Origin of the sequence: Streptomyces sp. NPDC102467 (assembly GCF_044765445.1) — a bacterium.
GTDB lineage: Bacteria > Actinomycetota > Actinomycetes > Streptomycetales > Streptomycetaceae > Streptomyces.
In genome coordinates, this window is the sequence record NZ_JBIWKA010000013.1 from 96,258 (window position 1) to 120,166 (window position 23,909).

Consider the following 23,909-nt stretch of genomic DNA (forward strand, 5'->3'; position numbering starts at 1 on the left):
GATACGGGAGGCGCTGTGATGAGCGCCGCGCAGCGTGTGCAGGAGGTGCCGTGTTGAGTACCGCGCAGCGCATCCGTGAGGTGCTCGTCGACCGGCTCGGCGAGTGGTACGGGGTGTCGCCCGACGAGGTGACCGACGACAGGCCGCTCGCCGAACTGGGCCTCACCTCGAGGGACGCCGTCGCGCTGACGGCACTGCTCGGCGAGGTCACGGGGCGCCGGTTGCCCGCGACCCTGCTGTGGGAGACGCCGACCCCGGGCGCGCTCGTGACGGCCCTCACAGCGGACGAGGTAGGTGAACCCGGGCCCAACTCGCCTTCTCCACAGGCACGTTCGGCTGTCGCCGTGATCGGGATCGGCTGCCGTTTCCCGGGTGGGGTGGACTCCCCGGCAGCGTACTGGCGGCTGCTCAGCGAAGGCCGGGACGCTGTCGGGTCGGTGCCCGACGGGCGCTGGGAACAGTTCGTGCCGTCCGGGTCCGAACTGCCCGCCGACCTCAGCCGGCACGGCGCCTTCCTGGACGGGCTTGCCGCATTCGACGCCGAGTTCTTCGGCATCGCCGCCGACGAGGCCGTCGCCCTCGACCCGCAGCAGCGGCTGCTCCTGGAGGTGACGCGGGAGGCCCTGGACCACGCGGCGCTGCCCGCGCCCTCTCTCGCAGGGAGGCGGGCGGGGGTGTTCGTCGGCATCAGTGGCACCGAGTACGTGCATCTCACCGCCGCACGGCCGGAGTCGGTGACCCCGTGGACCGCGCCCGGGGGTGCGCTGAGTGTCGCCGCGGGCCGCCTCTCGTATGTGTTCGACCTGCGCGGTCCGAGCCTCGCCGTGGACACGGCCTGCTCGTCCTCGCTGGTCGCCGTGGACCACGCGGTGCGCAGTCTGGCGGACGGCACGTCCGACGTGGCGCTCGCGGCGGGCGTCAACGTGCTGCTCTCGCCGGCCGTGACGCTCGGCTTCCAGCGGGCCGGTGCGCTGGCCGGGGACGGGCGGTGCAAGGCGTTCGACGCGGCGGCCGACGGCATGGTGCGCGGGGAGGGCTGCGGCGTCGTCGTCCTCAAGCGGCTCGCCGACGCCGAGCGGGACGGTGACCGGATCCTCGCGGTCGTCACGGGAACAGCGGTGAGCTCCGACGGCCGCTCGAACGGGCTCACCGCGCCCAACGCGTCCGCGCAGCGCTCTCTGCTGAAGCAAGTGCACGCAACAGGCGGCCAGTTGCTCGACTACGTGGAAGCGCACGGTACCGGCACCCCGCTCGGCGACCCCATCGAGGCGGGCGCGCTCGGTGCCGTCCTCGGCCGCGGCCGTTCTCCCGAACAGCCGTTGCTGCTCGGCTCGGTGAAGACGAACCTCGGCCACCTGGAAGCGGCCGCAGGGATCGCCGGACTGATCAAGACGGTCCTCGCCCTGCACCACGACGAACTGCCGCCCCAGCTCCACTTCACGGCACCGGGACCGCACGTCGACCTCGACCAACTCGGCCTGCGCGTCGTCACCTCCGCGGAGCCCTGGCCGCGCTACTCGGGCGCGGCGACGGCGGGCGTCTCGGCGTTCGGCTTCGGCGGCACGAACGCGCATGTCGCCCTCACCGAGTACCGAGCGCCGACGCCCGGCCCCGATATCCGACCGGTGACGTCCGGCCCCGATACCCGACCGGTGACGTCCGGCGGCGCGGGCGACACCGGCCAGCCCTCGGTGATCCTGCTCGACGCGCCCACCGACACCCGGCTCCGCGCCCAGGCAGGCGCGCTGGCCCACTGGCTCGACTCCCCGGCGAGCCGCGGCGTACAACTGACGGACGTGGCACGGACCTTGGCGGGCCGTACCGGACGCGGCCGCCGATGCGCCGCCGTCGTCAGCCGGGACCTGCCGGCCGCAACGACCGCCCTGCACCGTCTCGCCACGGGCGCACCGGACACCCACCTGATCACCGCCGACCGGGCCCGGCTCACCACCGGCGCCCCAGGACCTGTCTGGGTGTTCTCCGGGTACGGGTCGCAGTGGCCCGGCATGGGACGGGCACTCCTCGCCGCCGAGCCGGTGTTCGCGGCCACCGTCGACCGGCTCGAACCCGTGCTGCGCGAACACACCGGCATCTCACTGCGCGCCGCCCTGGAGCCCGACGCCGACCTGTCTTCCCTCACCGTCGTCATGCCGGTCCTGTACGGCCTCCAGGTCGCGCTCGCCGAACTGTGGCGGTCCTACGGTGTGGAGCCCTCGGCGATCATCGGTCACTCCTTGGGCGAGATCGCGGGGGCCGTCGCGGCGGGCGCCCTTGATCCGTCGACCGGGGCGCGCATCGTCGCGGTGCGCTCCCGCCTCCTGGCCACCCTGAGCGGCGGCACGATGGCCGTCGTCGACCTCCCGGCCGCGGACATCGCCCTGCCCGCACGGGAGTTGCCGTCCCTGAACGTCGCGGTGCACGCCTCGCCCGCGCAGTGTGTGGTGACGGGCTCGACCGCCGATGTGGAAGCGCTCGTCGCCCGGGTCACCGCCGACGGCGGCTTCGCGCGGGCGATGCCGGTGACCGCGGCGGGCCACTCGCCGGACGTCGAGCCGCTGCTCGACGAGTTCGCGTGGGAACTCGGCACGGTCCGGCACGCGGAGCCCGAGTGCAGGCGCTACTCGACGGTCCTCGACGACCCGCGGGCCGGTGACCCGTACGACACGGCGTACTGGCTGGCGAATGTGCGGCGCCCTGTCCGGTTCGAGCAGGCGGTACGGGCAGCGGCCGAGGACGGGCACCGCGTCTTCGTCGAAGTCGCCCCGCACGCCACGCAGTTGCATCCTCTCGTCCGGACGCTGGAGGGGGCGGGAGTGGACCGCCCGCTGGTGTTGCCGACTTTGCGGCGCGGCACCGATGACGCGCTGACGTTGCGCTCGTCGCTCGCCTCGCTCCTGGTGCACGGCGTGCGGGTGCCCGCGGCGCGCGAGACGCTGCACCCGCGCGGCCGGATCATGGACGTCCCCTCGCCCCCGTGGCAGCACCGCCGCTTCTGGGCGGGCGAGACACCCGAGGCACCTGAAGCGGCACCGGCCACGGAAGCGGCACCGGCCACGGCGGCCACGCCGCTCGACCGGTTGCGGGCCGTGGTGGCGGGCGTCATGGGCTTCGGCCCCGACCGGCTCGACCCGGACGTCCCGCTGACGGAGCTCGGCCTCGACTCACTCACGGCTGTCCGCATCCGGACAGCCGTGGAGCGGGAGTTCGGCATGGCGCCGGAGCCGGGTGTACTGCTGCGCCAGGGCACCCTGCGGGGAGTGGCGGCGCTCGTCGACGGCGTGGACGATGTCTCCGACGCGGCCGGTGTATCCGACGCGGCCGGTGTATCCGACGTAACCGGTGCATCCAGTGCATCTGACGGAGCCGACGCATCCGTTCCGCCCGCGGTCGCGCGCCCCTCCCTCGCTCATCCCCCGGAGCCGTCCTTCGGCGCACCGGGAATCCTGCGGTCGTTCCCCGGCGGCGGCCCTCGCACCCCGGTGTTCCTCGCGCATGCCGCCGGCGGCTCCTCCGACGTGTACGGGCGTCTCGCCGCTCAACTGGACGGTGACCGGCCGGTGTTCGGGTTCGACCGACTCGAGCGGCCGGACGACGTGCCGGGTCGCGCCACCGAGTTCGCCCACCGCATCCGCCTGCTGCGGCCCGACGGTCCCTGGGTGCTGGGCGGATGGTCGTACGGCGGTCTCGTCGCCCAGGAAGCGGCGCGGCTCCTTTCACCGCACGGGGAGGTCACCACGCTCGTCCTCATCGACTCGGTGCTCCCGCTGCCCGCCCCGCCCACGGGCAGCCCGGCCGACGAGGCCCGGCGCCGCTTCACGAATTTCGCGACGTACATCCGGACCACCTACGAAGCTGAACTTGCCCTGCCCTACGAGAAATTGGGCGGCCTGGACGACGGCGCGCAAGTCGATCTCGTCCTCGAACTCCTGGAGCAGGCCGTCGATCTGCCCACCGCCGTCCTCGCCCACCAGCGCACCTCCTACCTGGATCTGCGCAGCGGGGAGCGTCACACACCAGGCCGCTACGACGGCCGGACCCTTCTCTACCGGGCGACGCGACCGGCGCCCCACACGGTCCGCGACCTCCGCTACGAGCGCACCGAGGCGGCTCTCGGCTGGGACGCGCACTGCACCGATCTCACCGTGACGTCGCTTCCCGGCCACCACCTGGCCCTGCTCGACCCTCCGGTGGTGGACGTCCTGGCCGCCGAACTGACACGCGCCGTCGCACCCAACTGAGCATCCTCCCAGCCGAGCACCCAACGGAGCACCCTCGCTGAGCACTTGGAGCCCACATGCCCGCACGCCGCCACCGCAGACCCGCCCGCACCCGTCTCGCCGCCTACGCCGCCACATCCGCGCTCCTCGCCACCGGAGGCGCGCTCGGGACGGCCTCCGCACAGGGCGCGTCCACCTCGTCCATCTCGTCCATCTCGTCCACCTTGTCCGCCGGGCAAGCCGTGCCCGTGGCCGACGGAGCACGGATCGCCGACGGAGCACGGATCGTGGCGCGGAACTGGCTCGACGCGCGGACCGTCGACCTCACGGTGCGGTCCCCGGCCGTGGGCGCCGACGTCCCGGTCCGCGTCCTCCTCCCCACCTCGTACGCCCAGGCGCCCGACCGGGAACGGCCCGTGCTCTACCTCCTCCAGGGCGCGCACGACGACTACACATCCTGGACCCGGGAGACGGACGTCGAGTCCTTCCTGGCCGGGCAGGACGTCATCACCGTCATGCCGTCGTCGGGCGCGACCGGCATCCCCACGGACTGGTGGAACCTCGGCCGCCGCACACCCGACTACGAGACGTTCCAGGTCGACGAGGTGATGCGGTTGCTGCGCGAGGAGTTCCACGCGGGGGAGCGGCGAGCCGTCGCCGGGGTGTCCACGGGCGGCTACGGCGCGCTCGCCTTCGCCGCGCGCAGGCCCGGCTCCTTCGCGGCCGCGGCGTCGTACAGCGGGATCCTCGACACGACGGCACTGGGCATGGTCACCGTCGTCAACGCGATCGTCGCCCGTGAACTCCAACTGCCCGGATTCCTGTGGGGCGACCCCCTCCTCCAGCGTGCGAACTGGACCGCGCACAATCCGTACGCTCTCGCCGAGCATCTCAAGGGCACACGCCTGTACGTCTCGCAGGGCAGCGGCATACCCAGTACCGACTACGGCAATCTCCAAGGTGCCTTCCTGGAGGGCACGTTGTACGGGCAGGCGCGGAAGTTCACCGACCGTCTCGCAGCCGTCGGCGTACCCGCGCAGACGCACCTGTACCAGGGCGGGTCGCACGCCTGGTCGTCCTGGCAGGGCGAGTTCAAGGCGTCCTGGCCGACGCTCGCCGCAGGACTCGGGCTCCCCACGAGTTGACCACCGCCCGCCTTTCGCAAGCCCGCCCCTCTCACAACCGTCCTCTCAGGCCCATCCCCTCAACCCCGCCTCCTCATGTCCGAAAGGAAAGCCATGGAAGCCGATCCCCTCGCCGCGGCCGTGGTGGCCGACGCCCCAGCGGCCACCCTTGCCGAACTCCCCATACCTCGGCACTACTTGGCGGCCCATCTGCGTGCCGAGGACCAGGACACCTTCCGCGGTGTCGACGACAAGGACGTACGCAAGTCGATCCATGTCGGCACGGTGCCGATGCCCGATCTCGCCCCGGACGAGGTCCTCGTCGCGGTCCTCGCGAGCGGCATCAACCACAACACCGTGTGGTCGGCGATGTTCGAGCCGGTGCCGACCTTCTCCTTCCTGCGCCGATTCGGCAGCGAGGGCGGCTGGGCGGCGCGGCACGACGCCCCGCAGCACGTCATCGGCTCGGACGCGGCGGGCGTCGTCGTGCGCGCGGGCGCGGGCGTACGGCGGTGGCGGATCGGCGACCGGGTCGTGGTCTCTCCCGTGTACGTCGATGACGAGGACCCGGCGACGCACGCGGACGGCATGATGAGCCCCTCCCAGCTGGCCTGGGGGTTCGAGACGAACTTCGGCGGCCTCGCCCACTACTGCGTCGCCCGCGCGAGTCAACTCCTCCCGAAACTTGCCCACTTGACGTGGGAGGAGGCGGCGAGCAATCCCCTGTGCGCGGGCACCGCGTACCGGATGCTCGTCAGCGACCGGGGCGCCCGGATGAAGCAGGGCGACGTCGTGCTGATCTGGGGGGCCGCGGGCGGTCTCGGCGCGTACGCGGCGCAACTCGTGCGCGGCGGCGGCGGGATAGCGGTCGGTGTGGTCGGCGGCGAGGAGAAGGCGCGCGCGGCACGGGAGTTCGGGTGCCATGCCGTCATCGACCGGCGCGAGATCGGCCTGGACGGAGGCGTGCCCGCGGACCCGGCCGTCCCGGGGCGCCGTCTCGGCAAACTGATCAGGGCGGCCGTCGGCGCGGACCCGCACATCGTGTTCGAGCACGTGGGGCGGGCCACGTTCGGTGTCTCCGTGTACGTGGTGGGGCGCGGCGGCACCGTCGTGACGTGCGGCTCGACGACCGGCTACCAGCACGAGTTCGACAACCGCTACCTGTGGATGCGGCTCAAGCGCGTCATCGGCAGCCACGGTGTCAACCTCGCCGAACTGGCTGCCATGCAGCGCCTGTTGGAGATCGGACGACTGCGTCCCGCACTCTCGGTGACGTATCCGCTGGAGGAGGCGGGGGAGGCCGCGCGCCTGGTCCAGCAAGGCCGGCACACGGGAAAGGTGGGCGTACTGGCCCTCGCGCCCCGCACGGGCCTCGGCGTGTCCGACCCCGATGTCCGGCGGGCGCTCATGGGGTGAGGGGGAGCGTCCGCGTGGAGTATCCGTGCCGTCTGTACGGTCAATTCCGATTAACCCCTATTTATATGTGACCTACATCATGTTACCGGAGGTATCTGAAACACGGTGTCGCAGGTAAGTTGCGGGGAACACGCAGAAGTGGAACCACGTGTCTGAGCAACCGCCGGCGCCCCGAGTGACGGCGGTGACCCTCCGCCCCCACCTCTCCCGGGGGCGCGCGAGCGAGAGTGAGGACCCACCGCGATGGAGCAGCAGCACGTCGACGTCCTGGTCATCGGCGCCGGCATATCCGGCATCAGCGCCGCATGCCACGTACTGCGTGACAATCCCCGCGCTTCGCTCGTCGTGCTCGAGCGCCGCACCCGCGTCGGTGGCACCTGGGACCTCTTCCGGTATCCCGGTATCCGCTCCGACTCCGACATGCCCACCTTCGGATTCGGCTTCCGCCCTTGGCGCGGCGCACGCATCCTCGCCGAAGGTGCGCAGATCCGGCAGTACGTCGAAGACGCCGCAACCGACAAGGGCGTACTGGAGCGCATCCGCTTCGGCCGCCGGGCGATCAGCGCCGACTTCTCGCACACCACAGGCCGTTGGACCGTCGACGTCGAGGACGAGAACACCGGCGAGCGCGAGTCGTACAGCGCGGGCTACGTCGTCGGAGCGACCGGCTACTACGACTACGACACCCCGTACCGTCCGCAATTCCCCGGCGAGGCGGAGTACGAGGGCACCCTGGTCCATCCGCAGCACTGGCCCGAGGACCTCGACCACACCGGCAAGCGCGTGGTCGTCATCGGGTCCGGCGCCACCGCCATCACCCTGCTGCCCGCGCTGGCCGACGACGCCGCGCACATCACCATGGTGCAGCGCTCGCCCACCTACATCCTCGCGCTGCCCGAGGTCGACCCGCTCTCTCTCGTCCTGCAGAAGCTGCGCGCTCCCGCCCGGCTGACCCACAAGGTCGTCCGTGCCCGTAACATCGCGCTGCAGCGCGGGAGTTACGCCTTCTGCCGCAAGTACCCCCGCCTCGCCCGCAAAGCGCTCCTCGGCCTCGTCCGAGCCCAGGCGGGAAAGGGCGTCGACATGCGGCACTTCAGCCCGAACTACAAGCCCTGGGACCAGCGCCTGTGCGTCGTCCCCGGCGGCGACCTGTTCAAGGTGCTCAAGAGTGGCAAGGCGTCGATCGCCACCGACCACATCGACACCTTCACCGCCGACGGCATCCGCCTGAAGTCCGGCGAGGAACTGAAGGCCGACATCGTCGTCACGGCCACGGGCCTGAACGTCCGCCTCCTGGGCGGCATGGCCCTCACCGTCGACGGCAGCCCGGTGGACATCACGAACCGCGTTCTCTACAAAGCCGTCCTGATCGAGGGCGTCCCCAACATGTCCCTCGTCATCGGCTACACCAACGCCTCCTGGACCCTGAAGGCGGACCTGGCGGCCGCCTACACCGCCCGTCTGCTCGCCCACATGCGGCGCCACGGGCACGACATCGCCACCCCGCTGGCCTCCGGCGGCGACCGTTCGGAGTTCTCCGTCATGGGCGAGGCGCTGACCTCCGGCTACATCGCCCGGGCCAACGAGGTCATGCCGCGCCAGGGCACCCGCGACCCCTGGCGGCTGTGGAACAACTACTACCGCGACCGCGCCCTGCTCCAGGGCGCCCCCATCGACGACGGCCCGCTGCGCTTCGACACGGCGGGCACGCCGGACTCCGCACGCCCCACCGGTACGGATGCCGCGGCCGACCCCCAGGAATCGACCCGCGCCGCCTGACCGCACGGCCCGTACCACCACACACCACCGACCACACATCATCGAGCACACACCATCGAGGACTCGAGGACGAAGATGTCTGCGAACCTGACCAGGAAGCTCTACGACGAGCGCCTGCGGACCCTGTCCGAGGGCTCAGTGAACGTCAACTTCAACGCCTTCACCGACATCAAGTGGGACGATCCCGAGTTCGCCGTCGACACCAGCGACGCACGCTGGGTGCTCACCACCGCGGACGCCCTCGGCGCCCACCCCTGGTACCAGGAGCAGCCGCTCGAGACGCGGATCCGCATCGGGATCTGGCGCTGGGCGGTGATCGCCAAGGTGGGCATGCAGTTCGAGAACATCCTCATGCGCGGAGCGCTTGACTACCTGTACGAACTGGGCAACCGGAACGAGGAGTTCAGGTATCTCACGCACGAGATCACCGAAGAGACCCACCACACGCAGATGTTCCAGGAGCTGGTCAACCGCACCGGCGTGAACACGGCCGGCGGAAAACGCTGGTTCCGCAAGGTCAGCCGTTTCCTCCCGCTGGCAGGCTCCCTCTACCCCGAGGCGTTCTTCACCGGCATCCTGGCCGGCGAGGAGCCCATCGACCACCTGCAGAAGTCCGCCCTGCGCAGTGGCGAGCCGGTGCACCCCCTCCCGCAGCGGATCATGCAGATCCACATAGCCGAAGAGGCCCGGCACATCTCCTTCGCCCACGAGTTCCTGCGGCTGCGCGTCCCGCGCTTCGGCAAGGCCCGCCGTGCCGCTCTGTCCGTCCTCTTCCCGCTGATCATGCGGGTCCTGTGCGACGTCATCATGATCCCCGACCGGAAGTCCGCCGCGGAAGTCGGCATCCCGGCCTGGGTGGTGAAGGACGTCTTCTGGAAGTCCGAAGCCGGCCAGAAGATGCTCCACGACCTCTTCTCCGACGTACGGATGCTCGCCGATGACATCGGCCTGATGAACAAGGTGTCCCGCCCGGTATGGAAGGCCCTGCGCATCGACGGCCGCCCGGCGCGCTTCCGCGGCGAGCCCGCCCTGCGCACCGACTGAGAGCCTGTCTTTCCCGCTTCCCCGAACGGAGACCAGCCCGCCGTGCCGTACGTCGTCACCCGATCCTGCTGCGCCGACGCCTCCTGCGTGCTGGCCTGCCCGGTCAACTGCATTCACCCCACGCCGGAGGAGCCCGGCTTCGGGACGGCCGAGATGCTGTACGTGGATCCGCGCACCTGCGTGGACTGCGGCGCCTGCACGACGGCCTGCCCGGTCGACGCGCTCAAGCCCCATACCGCGCTCGGCGCGGGGGAGTTGCCGTTCGTGGAGCTGAACGCCGCTTACTACAAAGAGAGCCCGCACGCCGACCGCACGCCGATGTACGTCGTGCCGCGGCAACGCAGCCTCCCCACAACCGAGTTGTCCGTCGCCGTGGTCGGCGCAGGACCCGCCGGACTCTTCGCCGCCGACGCGTTGCTGCGCCATCCGGGCGTGCGCGTCACCGTCCACGACCGGCTCCCGACTCCGTACGGCCTCGCACGGGCCGGCGTCGCACCGGACCACCAGGACACCAAGCAGGTCAGCCGGCTCTTCCGTACGATCGAGTCCCAGCCCGGCTTCAGCTATCGCCTCGGCGTCGAGGTCGGCACCCACCTCACCCACACCGATCTCCTGCGCGAACACCACGCGGTGATCTACGCCACCGGCGCCGCGACAGACAAACGCCTCGGCATCGAGGGCGAGGATCTGCGGGGCAGCGCCTCCGCGACGGACTTCGTCGCGTGGTACAACGGCCACCCCGACCACGCAGACGACGACCACGCCCTGGACACCGAACGCGCCGTCGTCATCGGCAACGGCAACGTCGCCCTCGATGTCGCCCGCATCCTCACCGCCGACCCCGACGCCCTGGCCCGTACCGACATCTCCGACCGCGCACTCGCCGCGCTCCGCGCCGGCAGGGTCCGCGAGGTCGTCCTCCTGGGCCGACGCGGACCCGCCCAGGCCGCGTTCACCATGCCCGAGCTGCTCGCGCTCGCCGCACTCAAGGACGTGGACGTGAGCGTCGAGGGCTGGCCCGACGACCTGGCGCCCGACGCCACCGAGAAGACCCGGCTGCTGTCGCGGCTGGCCGCCCGCACGCCGACCGCCGGGCGCCGCCGTATTGTGCTGCGCTTCCTGACCAGCCCGGTGCGGCTCACCGGCGAGACGTCCGTACGAGCTCTCGAGATCACCACCACCGCGCTGCACACCGACAAGGACGGCACCGTCCGCGCGCTGCCCACCGGCGACACGCAGACCCTTGAGACCGGCCTCGTCCTACGCTCCGTCGGCTACCGCGCCCGCCCCGTCCCCGGCCTGCCCTTCGACGAGGACAGCGCGACCGTCCCACACGAGGGCGGCCGGGTCGAGCCCGGCGTCTATGTCGCGGGCTGGATCAAGCGCGGACCGACCGGCTTCATCGGGACGAACAAGACCTGCGCCCACGAGACGGTCGAGTCTCTCCTGGACGACTTCGCCGCCGGCCGTCTCACACCGCCGGTGCGTAGCGTCAGCACGGCGGCGGACACTCTGGGCCTGGACGCCTGGCGCGCGATAGACGGCGCGGAACTAGCGGCGGGCGAGGCCACGGGCCGTCCCCGCGTCAAGTTCACGGACACCGAGTCCCTGCACCGAGCCGCGCGGGCCGTCACGGCAGCGCGCGGCTGACCTTACTTCCACGACCCCCAGGACCGGACCCGGCAGCCGACCACGGCTGCCGGGCTCAGGGGGCACGTCGTGGGGGAGTGGCCCCTGACGCGTGCGTCTCACGCAGCCGGTCAGACCGCTCCAGTCTCCTCAAGCCCACTCCAGATCCGCCACCCGCTGCTGCGGCGACAACTCCACGCCGAAGTCCCGCAGCGTCGCGTCCAGCACCGCCCAGACCGAGCGGCACAGCATCGCGCGCAACTCCTCCTCGGACTGCTCACGCCGGGCATCGCGCACCCACTGGTCGACCGCGGTGTCCACGAACCCCACGATCCCGACCGCGACCGAGCGGATCGGCGCCTCCCGTACCCCGAGCGCCTCGAGTACGTCCCCGAACCGGTCACTCAGCATCAGCGCGATGGCCGTCTTGGTGTCCGCCACCAGCGACCCGTCCCCCATCGCGTGTTCCCCGACGCCCATGTAGGCGTAGAGGCGCGGGTGTTGGGCCACCCAGTCCAGGTGTGCGCCCACCACGCGGTGTACGGCCTCCTCGATCGTCCCGTCGAAGGTGAGCGTGGGCTCCATCCGCCGCATGAACGACTCCACCACGCGCCGGCGGATCAACTCGTCCAGATTGGCGCGGTCCTTGAAGTGCCGATAGAGCACCGACCGCGGCAGACCCACACGCTCCGCCAGCCGCTGCACCCGAAAGCGCGCGCCCTCCTCCTCGATGAGCGCGACCGCGGCGTCCACCAACTCGACCTGTCGCTGCGCCTTGTGCTCGTCCCAGCGGGTGGAGCGTCCGTCGATCTGCGGCTCGCCGCCGGTTCTGTCCGCCATCCCGCCAGGATATCGGCCCGGATCGGCAGACCGAACGGTTTCCCAGGTCCTCCGAGCGTGAGACTCGGCGGGAAGGAAGGCTCTTCCAAGTTCTAGTAAGAAATATGCAATCCAGCATCCAGATATTGCGCTTGAGCGTCCGAGTCAATACGGTCCCCCTTGCGCCGACACCGCCGCTCCTCTCCCTACCGGCTCCTGCGCCCCGTTCGCCCTGACCCACCGCTTCACCGACCCACCGCTCCATCGCTGCGTTGCGTCCGGCCCGCGGTGCCGACGGCCCGATCCGGCTTTCCCGTCCCCAAGGAGCTCACGGTGTTTCAGTCGTTGAGAGGTCTCAGACGGTGGCTCGCCCTGACGGCGAGCGCCTCGACGTTGTTCGCCGCGGGAGCACTCGCGGTCGCGGCACCCGCGGTCGCGGCACCCGCGGTCGCGGCGCCCGCGGTCGCGGCGCCCGCGCCCGTGTCCGCGGCGGCGTCCGCGGCGACCGGCGGCAGCGGCGCCAACCTGCCCTACGTCGAAGTGCAGGCGGAGAACTCCGCCACCAACGGCACGGTGATCGGCCCGAGTTACACCCAGGGCCAGCTCGCCGACGAGGCTTCGTACCGCAAGGCCGTGACCCTCAAGGGCAGCGGCCAGTACGTCACCTTCACCACTCCGGTCGCGACCAACTCGATCGACTTCCGCTACAGCATCCCGGACACGTCGGGCGGCTCGGTCTACACCGCACCGCTGTCGCTGTACGTGAACGGCGCCAAGCAGGCCGACTTCCCTCTGACCAACGCCTACAGCTGGTACTACGGCAGCTACCCGTTCACCAATACGCCGGGCAGCAACCCGCACCACTTCTACGACGAGGCGCACCGCCTCTTCCCGACGACGTACCCGGCGGGCACCACCTTCCAGCTGAAGGTGGACGCGAGCGCCACCGCCTCCTCGTACACGATCGACTTCGCCGACTTCGAGCAGGTCGGCGCGGCCCTCACCCAGCCCTCCGGGTCGGTCTCCGTGGTCGCGCAGGGCGCGGACGCGAGCGGTGCCAAGGACTCGACCGACGCCTTCAACTCCGCTATCAGGGCGGCCGGTTCGGGCGGCACGGTGTGGATACCGCCGGGCACGTTCAAGATCCCGGGCCACATCGCGGTCAACAACGTGACCGTGGCCGGAGCCGGCATGTGGTACTCGACCGTCACCGGCGCCGCCCCCGGCTTCTACGGCAACTCGGCGCCGTCCCCGAGCACCAACGTCCACCTGCAGAACTTCGCGATCTTCGGTGACGTGCAGGAGCGCAACGACAACGCCCAGGTCAACGGGATCGGCGGCGCGATGAGCAACTCGTCCGTGTCGAGCTTGTGGATCGAGCACGACAAGGTCGGCGCCTGGATGGACGGGCCGATGGACAAGCTGACGTTCAGCGGTCTGCGGATCCGCAACGTCACCGCCGACGGCATCAACTTCCATGGTGGTGTCACCAACTCCACGGTCACCAACAGCGACCTGCGCAATACCGGTGACGACGGCATCGCGACGTGGGCCGACTCCGCGCTCGGCGCCGACGCCTACGACACGATCTCCCACAACACCGTCCAGCTCCAGATCCTCGCCAACGCCATCGCGATCTACGGCGGCCACGACAACACCGTCAGCGGCAACCTCGTCAAGGACACCGGGCTCGCGCAGGGCGGCGGCATCCACGTCGGCCAGCGCTTCACCTCGACGCCGGTGGGCACCACCACCATCTCCGACAACACCTTCGTCCGCGCGGGCAGCCTCGACCCGAACTGGCAGTTCGGCGTCGGCGCGCTGTGGTTCGACGGCAGCCAGGGCGCCATCACCGGCCCGATCAATGTCACCAACGCGCTGATCCAGCAGAGCCCGTACGAGGCCGTGCAGTGGGTGGAAGGGACCATCAGCGGCGTCAACCTGAAGAACGTCACCATTCAGGGCACCGGCACCTTCGCCTTGCAGGAGCAGACCGGCGGCGCGGCCACGTTCACCAACGTCACGGCGACGGGAGTGGGCGCCTCCAGCCCCGTCTACAGCTGTGAGGGCGACAACTTCAAGGTGACCGACGGCGGCGGCAACTCCGGTATCAGCGGCACCCCGCTGTGCGGTCCGTGGCCCACGCCGAACTACCCGCCCTACCCCGCCGAGGGCGTCAGCGCCTCGCCGAGCGCCCTGGACTTCGGCGCCGTGGCGAACGGTGCGACCAGCGCCCCGCAGACGGTGACCGTCTCCAACCCCACCGGCTCGGCCGCCGCCGTCTCCTCCGTCGCGGCGACCGGTGACTTCGCCCAGACGAACACCTGCGGTTCCTCCATCGCCGCGCACGGTTCGTGCACGGCGAGCGTCACCTTCAAGCCCACCGCGACCGGCTCCCGCAGCGGAGCCCTGACCGTGAACGCGGGCGGCGTCACCAACACCGTCGCCCTCTCGGGCACCGGCACCGCGCCGGGCCCCGTCGTCTCGGCGTCCCCGGGCAGCCTGTCGTACGCGGCGACCGCCGTCGGCGCCACCGCGACCGCGCAGACCGTCACCCTCACCAACTCGGGCACCAGCGCGGCCACCGTCGCCTCGGTCGCGGCGAGCGGCGACTTCACGCAGACCAACAACTGCACCAGCATCGCGGCCGGCGGCTCGTGCGCGGTGACCGTCTCCTTCAAGCCCACCGCCAGCGGCACGCGCACCGGCACCCTCACCGTCACCAGCAACGCCAACAACAGCCCCACCAAGGTGTCCCTCAGCGGCACCGGCATCGACAGTTCCACCAACATCGCGGCGGGCCAGAGCGCGTCCGCCAGCTCCAGCAACAACCCCTACGCCCCCGGAAACCTGACCGACTCCGACGCCTCCAGCTACTGGGAGAGCACGACGTCCTTCCCGCAGTGGGCGCAGGTCGACCTCGGCAGGAACTGGAGCGTCGGCAAGGTCGTCCTCAAGCTGCCGCCGTCCACCGCCTGGGCCACCCGCTCGCAGACCCTCTCGATCCAGGGCTCGACCGACGGCTCCTCCTTCACCACGCTCAAGGCCTCGGCGGCCTACACCTTCGACCCGTCCTCCGGCAACAACTCCGTGACGATCACCTTCCCGGCGGCGAACGCGCGGTACGTCCGGGCCAACATCACGGCCAACACCGGCTGGAGCGCGGGCCAGCTGTCCGACTTCCAGATCTTCCCGGGCGGCGGCACCTCGCCGACGGCGAGCCTCGGCGCGTCACCCGACTCCCTGACCTTCGCGAGCCAGGCGCCGGGCAGCACCAGCGCCGCGCAGACCGTGAAGGTCACCAACTCCGGTGACACGTCTGCGGCGATCTCCTCCGTAACCGCCACCGGCGACTTCGCCCAGACCCACACCTGCGGCTCCTCCCTCGCCTCCGGAGCCTCCTGCAATGTCAGCGTCACCTTCAAGCCGACAGCGTCCGGCACCCGCACCGGAACTTTGACGGTCACCAGCAACGCGTCCAACAGTCCACTGACCGTAGCCCTGAGCGGTACGGGAACGGGCTCGGCCGGCACCGATCTCGCGGCGGGCCGCCCGACCTCCGAGTCGAGCCATGCCGACGTCTACCCGTCCTCCCACGTTACCGACGGCAGCCAGAGCACGTATTGGGAGAGCGCCAACAACGCCTTCCCGCAGTGGGCGCAGGTCGACCTCGGCGCGGCCAAGAGCGCGAGCCGCGTCGTCCTCCAGCTCCCCGCGGGCTGGGAGGCCCGCACCCAGACGTTGTCCCTGACGGGCAGCACCGACGGCTCGAACTTCACCACCGTCAAGTCCTCCGCCGCCTACTCCTTCACCCCGTCCGCCAACAACACGGTCACCCTCACGTTCACCGCCACCAGCCAACGCTACTTCCGGCTGAACTTCACGGCGAACACCAGCTGGCCTGCCGGCCAGCTCTCGGAGTTCCAGGTCTGGGATTCCTGACGTGACCGCCCCTGGTCCGGCGCCGCTCGAACGGCGCCGGACCAGGGGACGACAGTTGGCTTCCGGACGGCGCAAACGGCCCTGCTCGTCCGGGTGGCCCCTCCTACTCGGACGAAGTGGTGGCCCTGTCGAACATGTACGAGACGCTCACCCGGTACAACGCCGGCACCGGCAGGACCGAGGGGGTGCTCGCGACCCGGTGGATTTCGTCCAGGGACCGGCGGACCTGGACGTTCACCCTGCGGGACAACGCGCGGTTCCACTCGGGACACCCGCTGACCGCCGAGGCGGTGAAGGCATCCATCGAGCGCACCATGAGGCTGAAGGCCAGCGCCTCGTACGTGTGGGACCCGGTGCGGAGGATCACCGCGACCGGGAAGCGGCAGGTCCGCTTCGAGCTGTCCCGCCCGGCACCGCTGGACATCATCGCCTCCGCCACCTACGCGGCCTGGATCTACGCGGTCGCCGACGACACCAAGGACTACCGGGCCACCGCTCGCGGCACCGGGCCGTACACGGTTGCCTCGTGGGATCCAGTGAGAACGAGGTGGAGCTGACCGCCTTCAAGGACTACTGGGGCGGATGGCGCGGCAAGCGCTACACCAAGGTGGTCTTCCAGGCGGTGCCACAGTCCTCCACCGAAGCACAGCTCATGCGTGCGGGCGAGGGGACCTACGCCGGTGGGCTGCCGCCGCAGCTCGTGGACACGTTGCGCGGCCGACCGAACCTCACCGTGTACGAACGGCCCTCGTGGCAGACCTTGATCGGCCTGCTGAACACCCAGAAGAAGCCGCTGGACGACATCCGGGTGCGCCAGGCGGTCGCGGACGCGCTCGACTACGGGGAACTCGTCAAAGCGAGCAGGGGCGCCCTCGTGGCCTCCGACGGCGTTATCCCCGACGGCATGTTCGGACACACCACCACGCTGGACCTGCCCGGCGACCAGGACCGTGCGACAGCTGTGACGAGGGGGCCGCCGATGGCGCTTGAGGCGCGCGAAGTGACCGTCGTGTACGGCGGCACGGCCGTGCTGGACCGCGTGAGCCTCGCGCTGCCCGAGGGCCCCTTCGGTCTGGGGCTGATCGGCGAGAGCGGTTCGGGCAAGACGACGGTGGCCAGGTGCCTGCTGGGTCTGGTGGCGCCCACGAGCGGCACGGTGCGTTTCCGCGGCGTCGACCTCGACGGGACGCGGTGGCCGCGCCCCTACCGGCGTGCCGTACAGATCGTCGTGCAGGACACCGAGGGCGCACCCGATCCGCGGATGCGGGTGGGCAGGGCGATCGGCGAAGTGCTGCGGGCGCACCGGATGGTGCGGCGCGGCACCGAGCCGGAACGCGTCACCGAGTTGCTCGCCGACGTGGGGCTGACCGCCGAGCACGCCGCGCGGTTTCCGCACCAGCTCTCCGGCGGCCAGCGCCAGCGTGCGGCGATCGCCCGCGCGCTGGCCGTGCGGCTGCGCTTCCTGATCCTGGACGAGCCGACCAGCGCGCTGGACACCACCGTCCAGGCCAGCATCCTCGACCTGCTCCGCCGGCTCCGCACCGAGCACCGGCTCTCCTGCCTGCTGATCTCCCACGACCTCGCGGTCGTGGAGCAGCTCTGTCCGCGCGTGCTCGTCCTGCACCGCGGCCGTGTGGTGGAGGAAGGCGACCTCGCCGGCGTACTCCACCACCCTCAGCACCCCGCAACCCGCACCCTGCGCGATGCCGTCCCGCGCCTCACTTCCCTGCCGCCGCCGTGACGTGACGCGAAGAAACCGACCGGCACCGTGACACGTTCCGCGCCGATCCCGCTAGAGATCGCCGTCGCTCCGTGGTGGCAGCCGCTGCGTGATCCGGTCGAACAAGTCCGTCAGCGGTTCACCGATGTCCTGGCCGAACTCGGTCAGCCCGTACGTGACTTGCGGCGGAGTCGTCGGCTCGACCTTCCGCCAGACCAGGCCGTCCTCGACCAGCGCGCGAAGGGTCTGCGCGAGCATCTTCTCGCTGATGCCCCGGATGCTCTCGCGCAGCTCGTAGAAGCGAAGGTTGTTGCTCCGCAAGGAGATCAGCACCCAGATGCCCCACCGGCTGGTCACGTGGTCGACCACGTCGCGTGCGGGGCAGTCGGTGTGAAACACCTCATACCGCGGGGACACCCCGGCCTGCGTCAGCTGCGCGCCTTCTTTCATGTTCGGAGCTTACCTCTAGGTATGTTCTTACGAAATGTAAGTCCGTCTTCTAGCGTCAATTGCCACAGCGCACAACGGACTTGGAGCTGAACATGATCGTGGTGACCGGGGCTACCGGAAATGTGGGTCGGCCGTTGACGGAGGCCCTTGCGAAGGCGGGCGAGCAAGTGACGGCGGTATCGCGGCACGCGGCGACGGTGCCGGACGGCGTCCGGCACGTCGCGGCAGACCTGGCCGAACCGGCGGGGCTCGCACCCGTGTTGGACGGGGCGAAGGCGCTGTTCCTCCTGCTGTCAGGCGGCTTGCACGCCCCCGAGGCCAGACCGGCCGACATCATTGCCCAGGCCGCGGCCTGCGGGGTCCGGCGGATCGTCCTGTTGTCCTCGCAGGGCGTGGCGACCAGGCCGCTCGGCCCGACGCGGGTCGCGATGCGCGAGCTGGAGGACGCCTTGCGGGAGTCAGGCCTGGACTGGGCCGTCCTGCGACCGGGCGGCTTCGCCTCCAACGCCTTGGGCTGGGCGGAATCCGTTCGCACGCGGGGAACGGTCGCCGCGCCCTTCGGTGACGTCGGTGTTCCGGTCGTCGACCCGGCGGACATCGCCGAGGTCGCGGCGGCCTGCCTGCTGGACGACCGCCACACCGGCGGGGTCTACGAGCTGACCGGGCCGGAGGTGATCACGCCGCGTCAGCAGGCGCAGGCGATCGCCGCCGTGCTCGGCTCGCCGGTGCGGTTCCACGAACTCACCCGCGACGAGGCCAGGGCCGCGATGACCCAGTACGTACCGGCGGAGCTCGCCGAGGACACCCTGGACATCATCGCCGCCCCCAACCCCGCGGAACTGCGGATCAGCCCAGATGTGCAGCGAGTCCTCGGCCGCGCCCCGCGCCCCTTCAGCGGCTGGGTCACCCGCAACATTGCCGCATTCCGCTCCTCGCCCAAATAGCTCGACATCGGTGACGGTGATCGGGGACGCTTTGCGCGATGACCAGAATCGACGACACGCCGCCCGCCTGGGACGAACGCACCCAGCTCACCACGTTTCTCGACTACGCGCGTGGCACCGCCCGCGCCAAGTGTGAGGGCGTCTCCGCGGAGAACGCCCACAAGGCGCTCCTGCCGGGCTCACCGCTGATGACCTTGAGCGGAGTGATCAACCACCTCCGCTGGGTCGAGTACTACTGGTTCCAAGTGGTCTTCCTCGGCGAGGAGGACCAGGGCCCCTGGACAGAGGAGGACCCCGACCGCGAGATGCGTATCGCCGTCGACTTCCCGCTCACGCAGGTGCTCGACGAGTATGCCGAACAGAGCGCACGCTACCGCGAGTTGGTCGCCGGGAACGGGCTGGACAAGCAAGCTCAGCGAGCCGTCCGCGACGGTCTCCACGTCGACTTGCGCTGGATCCTCCTTCACCTCATCGAGGAGACGGCCCGCCACAACGGCCACTTGGACATCCTGCGCGAGATGCTCGACGGCACGACCGGCGACTAGGGCCCTGGATCCGGCTCCCCTTGGCGCAGGATCGGACTCGTCCCGCTCAGGCGGACAGGACGCCGTTCAGGGCCTCGGCGATCCCGGCGTCGAGGTCGGTCCGGAAGCCGGTGCGAAAGGCGCGGTCGTAGGCCGGCTCGCCGAGCGCCGCACGGGTGCGGCTGACGCAGTCCTCGTGGGCTGCCACCCAGGTGGGAATGCCGACTTGGGGTCGGCCGAGGGTGTCCCACAGCTGATGTGCCAGGCCGAGCAGACAGGCCGCCCGGTCGGCCTGGCCGTCGGCGATCGCGCACTGGGCGATCGCCTCCAGGCAGATGCCGGAGCCGAAGCTGTCGTGCATCCGGTGCTTGACCGAGAGCGACGCCCGGGCGGAGTGCTCAGCGGCGTGGATGCGTCCCAGGGCAAGCTCCGCCTGGGCGCGGATGGAATCGCCCCACGCGCGCATCCACGTCTCGCCCGAGATGTCGCACACCCGCCGCAGTTCGTCCAGGCCCGTCAGGGCATCCTCAGGCATCCCCATGGCGATACGAGCATGGCTTCCGACCGAGAGAGAACCCAGGCCGGGCACGCTGAGCATGGCCTCGGGCGACCGGCTGTGCCGGGCGTGCAGCTCATCGGTCAGCTTCAGCACCGTGACCGCGTCCCCGCGCAGCGCCGCCGTCACCACGGCCGCGGACTTCGCGAGGCTGTCCTCGGCCTCACCGAACCGCGCCGCCAAGGCGGTGCATTCGGCGGAGCGCTCCTCCAGCGCGGGCAGGTCGCCCAACTCGGTCAGCACCAGGGCTTGGGCGTAGAGAGCCTTCAGCCGAAGCGGACTCGGCCCCAGGAACGCTGCCAGCGCGCGGTCGAGGTAATGCCTGCCTTCCCGGGCAAGGCCGCACGCGTACCAGAGGAACCACAGGTCTCCGGCCATTCCCAGGCCGATCCGGCTGTCGGCAGAACCGAGGCAGGACTCCAGGGCGAGCCGGAGATTATCGAGTTCGGCATGCATCCGTTCGTACCAGATGTACTGGTCGGGCCCCATCCAGGCCGCATCGCCGTCCCGGGCGAGGCGCACGTACCAGGTGCGGTGCCGGCGGCGGAACTCGCGCCCCTCGCCCAGACTCCGCAGCCATTCCTCACCGTACTCGCGGATCGTGTCCAGCATCCGGTATCGCTCACCGGCCGCCGTCGGTTCCCAGGTGATGATCGACTTGTCCGCGAGTCCGGCCAGCAGGTGAGGAATCTCCTCGCGATCCAGGCGGTCGTCGCCGCAGACCTGCACGGCGCCCTCTGCGTCGAAGCTCCCCACGAACACCGACAGCCGCGCCCACAACAGCCTCTCGGCCGGAGTGCACAGCTGATGGCTCCAGCCGATCGTGGTGCGCAGCGCCCGATGCCAGAGGGGATCCGCGTGCTCGATGGCGGCCTCGGCTTCGGCCTTGGCCTCGTCGAGCACCGAGAACCGGTCCGACACGCGGTCCGACAGGCGGTCGGCCAGCTCGGCCGGCGACAGTTCCCGCAACCGGGCCGCAGCCAGCTCGATCGCCAGAGGCAGGCCTTCCAACTGGCGGCACAGACGCTCCAGATCGGCCCGGCCGGCCTCAGTGACCGCGAATCCGGGGACCGCGTCGGCCGCCCGTTCGGCCAACAACACCAAGGCGTCGGCGTGCGGCCCTCTTTCCGGCCCCTTTGCCGGCCCAGGAACCGGCAGCGGTTCCACGGCAAGGACCTCTTCCACCGCCACTCCCAGCGGACGCCGGCTCGTGGCCAGGATCCGAAGCCCCGGTGAGGCTCCGACCAACCGTTCGACCAGGGGCCGTAGTTCCTGCGTAAGGTGCTCGCACGTATCAAGGACCAGCAGCATGTTTCGCTCGGCGAGATAGCGCGCCAGAGCATCGATCACGGGTATGGCTGTCTGGTGTGCCATCGGCAGCGCCTCGGCAATGGCGTGAGGCAGCACCTCCGCGTCGCGCAGACCCGACAGCGCGACCCACCACGCTCCGTCGCTCAGGCCCGGCTGCAACCGGGCGGCGACGCTCTGTGCCAACCGCGTCTTGCCCACACCGCCGACCCCCACGAGCGTCACTACGCGGTGTGGCCCGAACGCCTGCACGACCTGCGCCAATTCGCTCCGCCGACCGACCAGTTCACCGGCCTCCCGGGGCAGTTCCCCCACCCGCCGCTCTCGTTGCTTGTCGTCCGCTGCCATGGTTCAACTCCCGTGCCGAGGCTCCTTGCACCGTCAGTGCTATCAACTCAGCGGGGGGCGGGGGAGAGTTATCGCTCGATTCACCTGTCCGGTCAGCGGCCGTGCTGTCGAGGAGCCAGGGGACCCCCATCCCGGCCCATGCGGGTTCTCAGTAGCCGGGCGTCCATCGGGTGTCCCGGATCGCGGTACGCAGGTCGTCGTCGGAGGCGTCCGGTGCGACGCCGTCGGCGACGGCCTGCCGCGCCACGGCCAGCGCGATGCCATCGGCCACGTCCCGAACGTCCGCCCACGCCGGGAGCAGCGGTGCCTTCTTGTCCGAGAGAGCTGGAGAGGCGTCACCGAGCGCCCGGGACGCGGCCCGCATCATCGCGTCCGTCACCCGGTTCGCCCTCGCCGCCGTCACCGCCAGTCCCACGGCCGGGAAGACGTAGACGTTGTTGCACTGCGCCACGGGGACGTCGACGCCGTCCCGGTGAAGCGGTGGGAAGGGCGAGCCCGTCGCGACCAGGACCTTGCCATCGGTCCACGCATCCAGATCTGCCGGCCGGGCCTCGGCGTTCGCTGTGGGGTTGGACAACGGGAAGATGATCGGCCGGTCCACCTTCGCGGCCATGGCCCGGACGATCTTCTCGGTGAACGCACCCTGGGCCGTGGAGAGTCCGAGCAGGACCCCTACCCGCAGGTTCTCGACGACATCCGCCAACTGCGGGGTCCCTCGCGTGCCCCAGCCTGTGACGTCCGCGGGATCATGCGCGAAGGCACGCTGGTCCTCCGCGAGGTCGTCGCGATCGGTGGTGAGCAGGCCATGGACGTCGAGAATCCAGCAGCGGGCACGGGCCTGCGCGTCCGACAGGCCCTCGTCGACCATCTCCTGACGAACCATGTCCATGACGCCGATGCCCGCGGAACCCGCGCCGACCATCACCACCTGCTGCTCCTTCAGCGGGACGCCGGCGACTTTGCCCGCCCCGCGCAACGCGCCGAGCGCGACGGCGGCCGTGCCCTGAATATCGTCGTTGAAGGTGAGCAGCCGGTCTCGGTAACGATCCAGGATCGGTGCCGCGTGCGGGGTGGCGAAGTCCTCCCACTGCAACAGCACCTCCGGCAGCTCGGCCCGCACAGCCTCCACGAACGCGTCCACGAAGGCGAAGTACTCGTCGTCGCCGATACGACGGTGTCGCCATCCCAGGTAGAACGGGTCGTCGAGCAGATCGGGGTTGTCGGTGCCGACGTCGAGCAGGACCGGAAGGGTACGCGCCGGGTCGATGCCTCCGATCAACGTGTAGAGCGAGAGCTTGCCGACCGGGATACCCATCCCGCCGACCCCTTGGTCACCGATGCCGAGGATGCGCTGCCCGTCAGTGACGACGATGACGTCGACGTCCTTACGGGGGCGGTTGCGCAGCATCTCCACGAGTTGTTCCCGGTGGGGCCAGGACAGGTAGAGCCCGCGCGGACGTTGCCACAGCTCGGAGAAGTGTGCGCATCCCTCGGCGACGGTCGGGGTGTACACGAGGGGGAGTGCGGTCGGTACGTCATGGGCCAGCACGGCGTAGAAGAGGGCCTCGTTGCGGTCCTGCAAGGAACGCAGGTACACATATCGCTGGAGGTCGTCGGCCTGCCGATCGATCTGCCCCCAGGAGCGGCGGACCTGCTCGTCCAGGCTGGTCACCGAGTACGGAAGCAGCCCACGCAGCCCGTGCTCGGCGCGCTCGCATTCGGTGAACGCGGTTCCCTTCGTACACAGCGGATCGGACAGCAGGGCAGGGCCGGTGAGATCGCTCATGGAGCCATGGTCATGGGCAAGTGGCGGCGATCACACCCTCGACACGCCACCTATGGATGAGGAGCCGACCAGAGCAACCGACGTGAGCTGGCGGTTGCCGGCCTTCCGCCGTTCATTTTCCGCCGCCTGTACGAGAGTTGAGCCACCGGCGAGGGCGTGCACGACTACGGTGATGACCGGCTCAGCGTCGCATTCCCCCGTGTGTGACGCTGAGCCCCTCATGTGTGAGCGCGCGGGCCGGAGTGCGCGCCACGAGCCCGCCGCACCCTGCGGGTGTCCGTTGTGGTCAGGAAGCCGCTCAGC

The 23,909-nt window shown here is 70.4% G+C and carries 15 protein-coding genes; 11 read left to right on the forward strand and 4 right to left on the reverse strand.

The features are described from left to right. The first annotated feature begins 50 nt into the window (after window positions 1-50). From ACIREE_RS26905 to ACIREE_RS26930, 6 genes are all read left to right on the forward strand, one after another. On the forward strand, window positions 51-4,238 hold the full coding sequence (locus tag ACIREE_RS26905) for a beta-ketoacyl synthase N-terminal-like domain-containing protein (protein WP_404157198.1): 4,188 nt from the start codon (window positions 51-53) through the stop codon (window positions 4,236-4,238). A 56-nt stretch (window positions 4,239-4,294) separates the two neighbouring features. Next, window positions 4,295-5,362: an alpha/beta hydrolase gene (locus ACIREE_RS26910; protein ID WP_404157200.1), complete on the forward strand. Its 1,068-nt coding sequence runs from the start codon at window positions 4,295-4,297 to the stop codon at window positions 5,360-5,362. Window positions 5,363-5,455: 93 nt separating this feature from the next. Continuing rightward, window positions 5,456-6,757 (forward strand): crotonyl-CoA carboxylase/reductase, encoded by a 1,302-nt coding sequence (gene ccrA, locus ACIREE_RS26915; RefSeq protein ID WP_404157203.1) that lies wholly within the window; start codon window positions 5,456-5,458, stop codon window positions 6,755-6,757. Between the two features lie 243 nt (window positions 6,758-7,000). Further along, window positions 7,001-8,536: a flavin-containing monooxygenase gene (locus tag ACIREE_RS26920; protein WP_404157206.1), complete on the forward strand. Its 1,536-nt coding sequence runs from the start codon at window positions 7,001-7,003 to the stop codon at window positions 8,534-8,536. Between the two features lie 75 nt (window positions 8,537-8,611). After that, the gene (locus ACIREE_RS26925; protein WP_404157209.1) at window positions 8,612-9,580 is read left to right on the forward strand and encodes a diiron oxygenase; all 969 of its coding nucleotides are present in this window, start codon (window positions 8,612-8,614) and stop codon (window positions 9,578-9,580) included. Window positions 9,581-9,622: 42 nt separating this feature from the next. Further along, window positions 9,623-11,230, forward strand: a complete 1,608-nt coding sequence (locus tag ACIREE_RS26930) for an FAD-dependent oxidoreductase (protein WP_404157212.1) — start codon at window positions 9,623-9,625, stop codon at window positions 11,228-11,230. Between the two features lie 129 nt (window positions 11,231-11,359). Here the strand turns inward: ACIREE_RS26930 and ACIREE_RS26935 are convergent, their stop codons facing one another. After that, a complete protein-coding gene (locus ACIREE_RS26935) occupies window positions 11,360-12,049 on the reverse strand; it encodes a TetR/AcrR family transcriptional regulator (protein ID WP_404157214.1) in 690 nt (229 codons plus the stop codon). 312 nt (window positions 12,050-12,361) lie between these two features. On the opposite strand from ACIREE_RS26935, the gene ACIREE_RS26940 reads away from it, so the two are divergent. The 3 genes from ACIREE_RS26940 (at window position 12,362) to ACIREE_RS26950 (ending at window position 17,711) form a co-directional block, all read left to right on the forward strand. Further along, entirely contained in the window at window positions 12,362-15,970 is a 3,609-nt protein-coding gene (locus tag ACIREE_RS26940) for a choice-of-anchor D domain-containing protein (RefSeq protein ID WP_404157217.1), read from the forward strand. A 116-nt stretch (window positions 15,971-16,086) separates the two neighbouring features. Next, window positions 16,087-16,527: an ABC transporter substrate-binding protein gene (locus ACIREE_RS26945; protein ID WP_404157220.1), complete on the forward strand. Its 441-nt coding sequence runs from the start codon at window positions 16,087-16,089 to the stop codon at window positions 16,525-16,527. Further along, entirely contained in the window at window positions 16,497-17,711 is a 1,215-nt protein-coding gene (locus tag ACIREE_RS26950; RefSeq protein ID WP_404157223.1) for an ATP-binding cassette domain-containing protein, read from the forward strand. The genes ACIREE_RS26945 and ACIREE_RS26950 overlap by 31 nt, the downstream gene beginning before the upstream one ends. A gap of 51 nt (window positions 17,712-17,762) precedes the next feature. On the opposite strand, the gene ACIREE_RS26955 is transcribed toward ACIREE_RS26950, so the two are convergent. Further along, window positions 17,763-18,140, reverse strand: a complete 378-nt coding sequence (locus ACIREE_RS26955; RefSeq protein WP_404157225.1) for a winged helix-turn-helix transcriptional regulator — start codon at window positions 18,138-18,140, stop codon at window positions 17,763-17,765. A 92-nt stretch (window positions 18,141-18,232) separates the two neighbouring features. On the opposite strand from ACIREE_RS26955, the gene ACIREE_RS26960 reads away from it, so the two are divergent. Beyond that, entirely contained in the window at window positions 18,233-19,084 is an 852-nt protein-coding gene (locus ACIREE_RS26960) for an SDR family oxidoreductase (RefSeq protein WP_404157228.1), read from the forward strand. 38 nt (window positions 19,085-19,122) lie between these two features. Beyond that, the gene (locus ACIREE_RS26965; RefSeq protein WP_404157231.1) at window positions 19,123-19,629 is read left to right on the forward strand and encodes a DinB family protein; all 507 of its coding nucleotides are present in this window, start codon (window positions 19,123-19,125) and stop codon (window positions 19,627-19,629) included. A 46-nt stretch (window positions 19,630-19,675) separates the two neighbouring features. Here the strand turns inward: ACIREE_RS26965 and ACIREE_RS26970 are convergent, their stop codons facing one another. Together ACIREE_RS26970 and ACIREE_RS26975 are read right to left on the reverse strand one after the other, a co-directional pair. Beyond that, on the reverse strand, window positions 19,676-21,820 hold the full coding sequence (locus ACIREE_RS26970; protein WP_404157234.1) for an ATP-binding protein: 2,145 nt from the start codon (window positions 21,818-21,820) through the stop codon (window positions 19,676-19,678). A 148-nt stretch (window positions 21,821-21,968) separates the two neighbouring features. Further along, entirely contained in the window at window positions 21,969-23,606 is a 1,638-nt protein-coding gene (locus ACIREE_RS26975) for an NAD-dependent malic enzyme (protein WP_404157237.1), read from the reverse strand. Window positions 23,607-23,909: the final 303 nt, after the last annotated feature.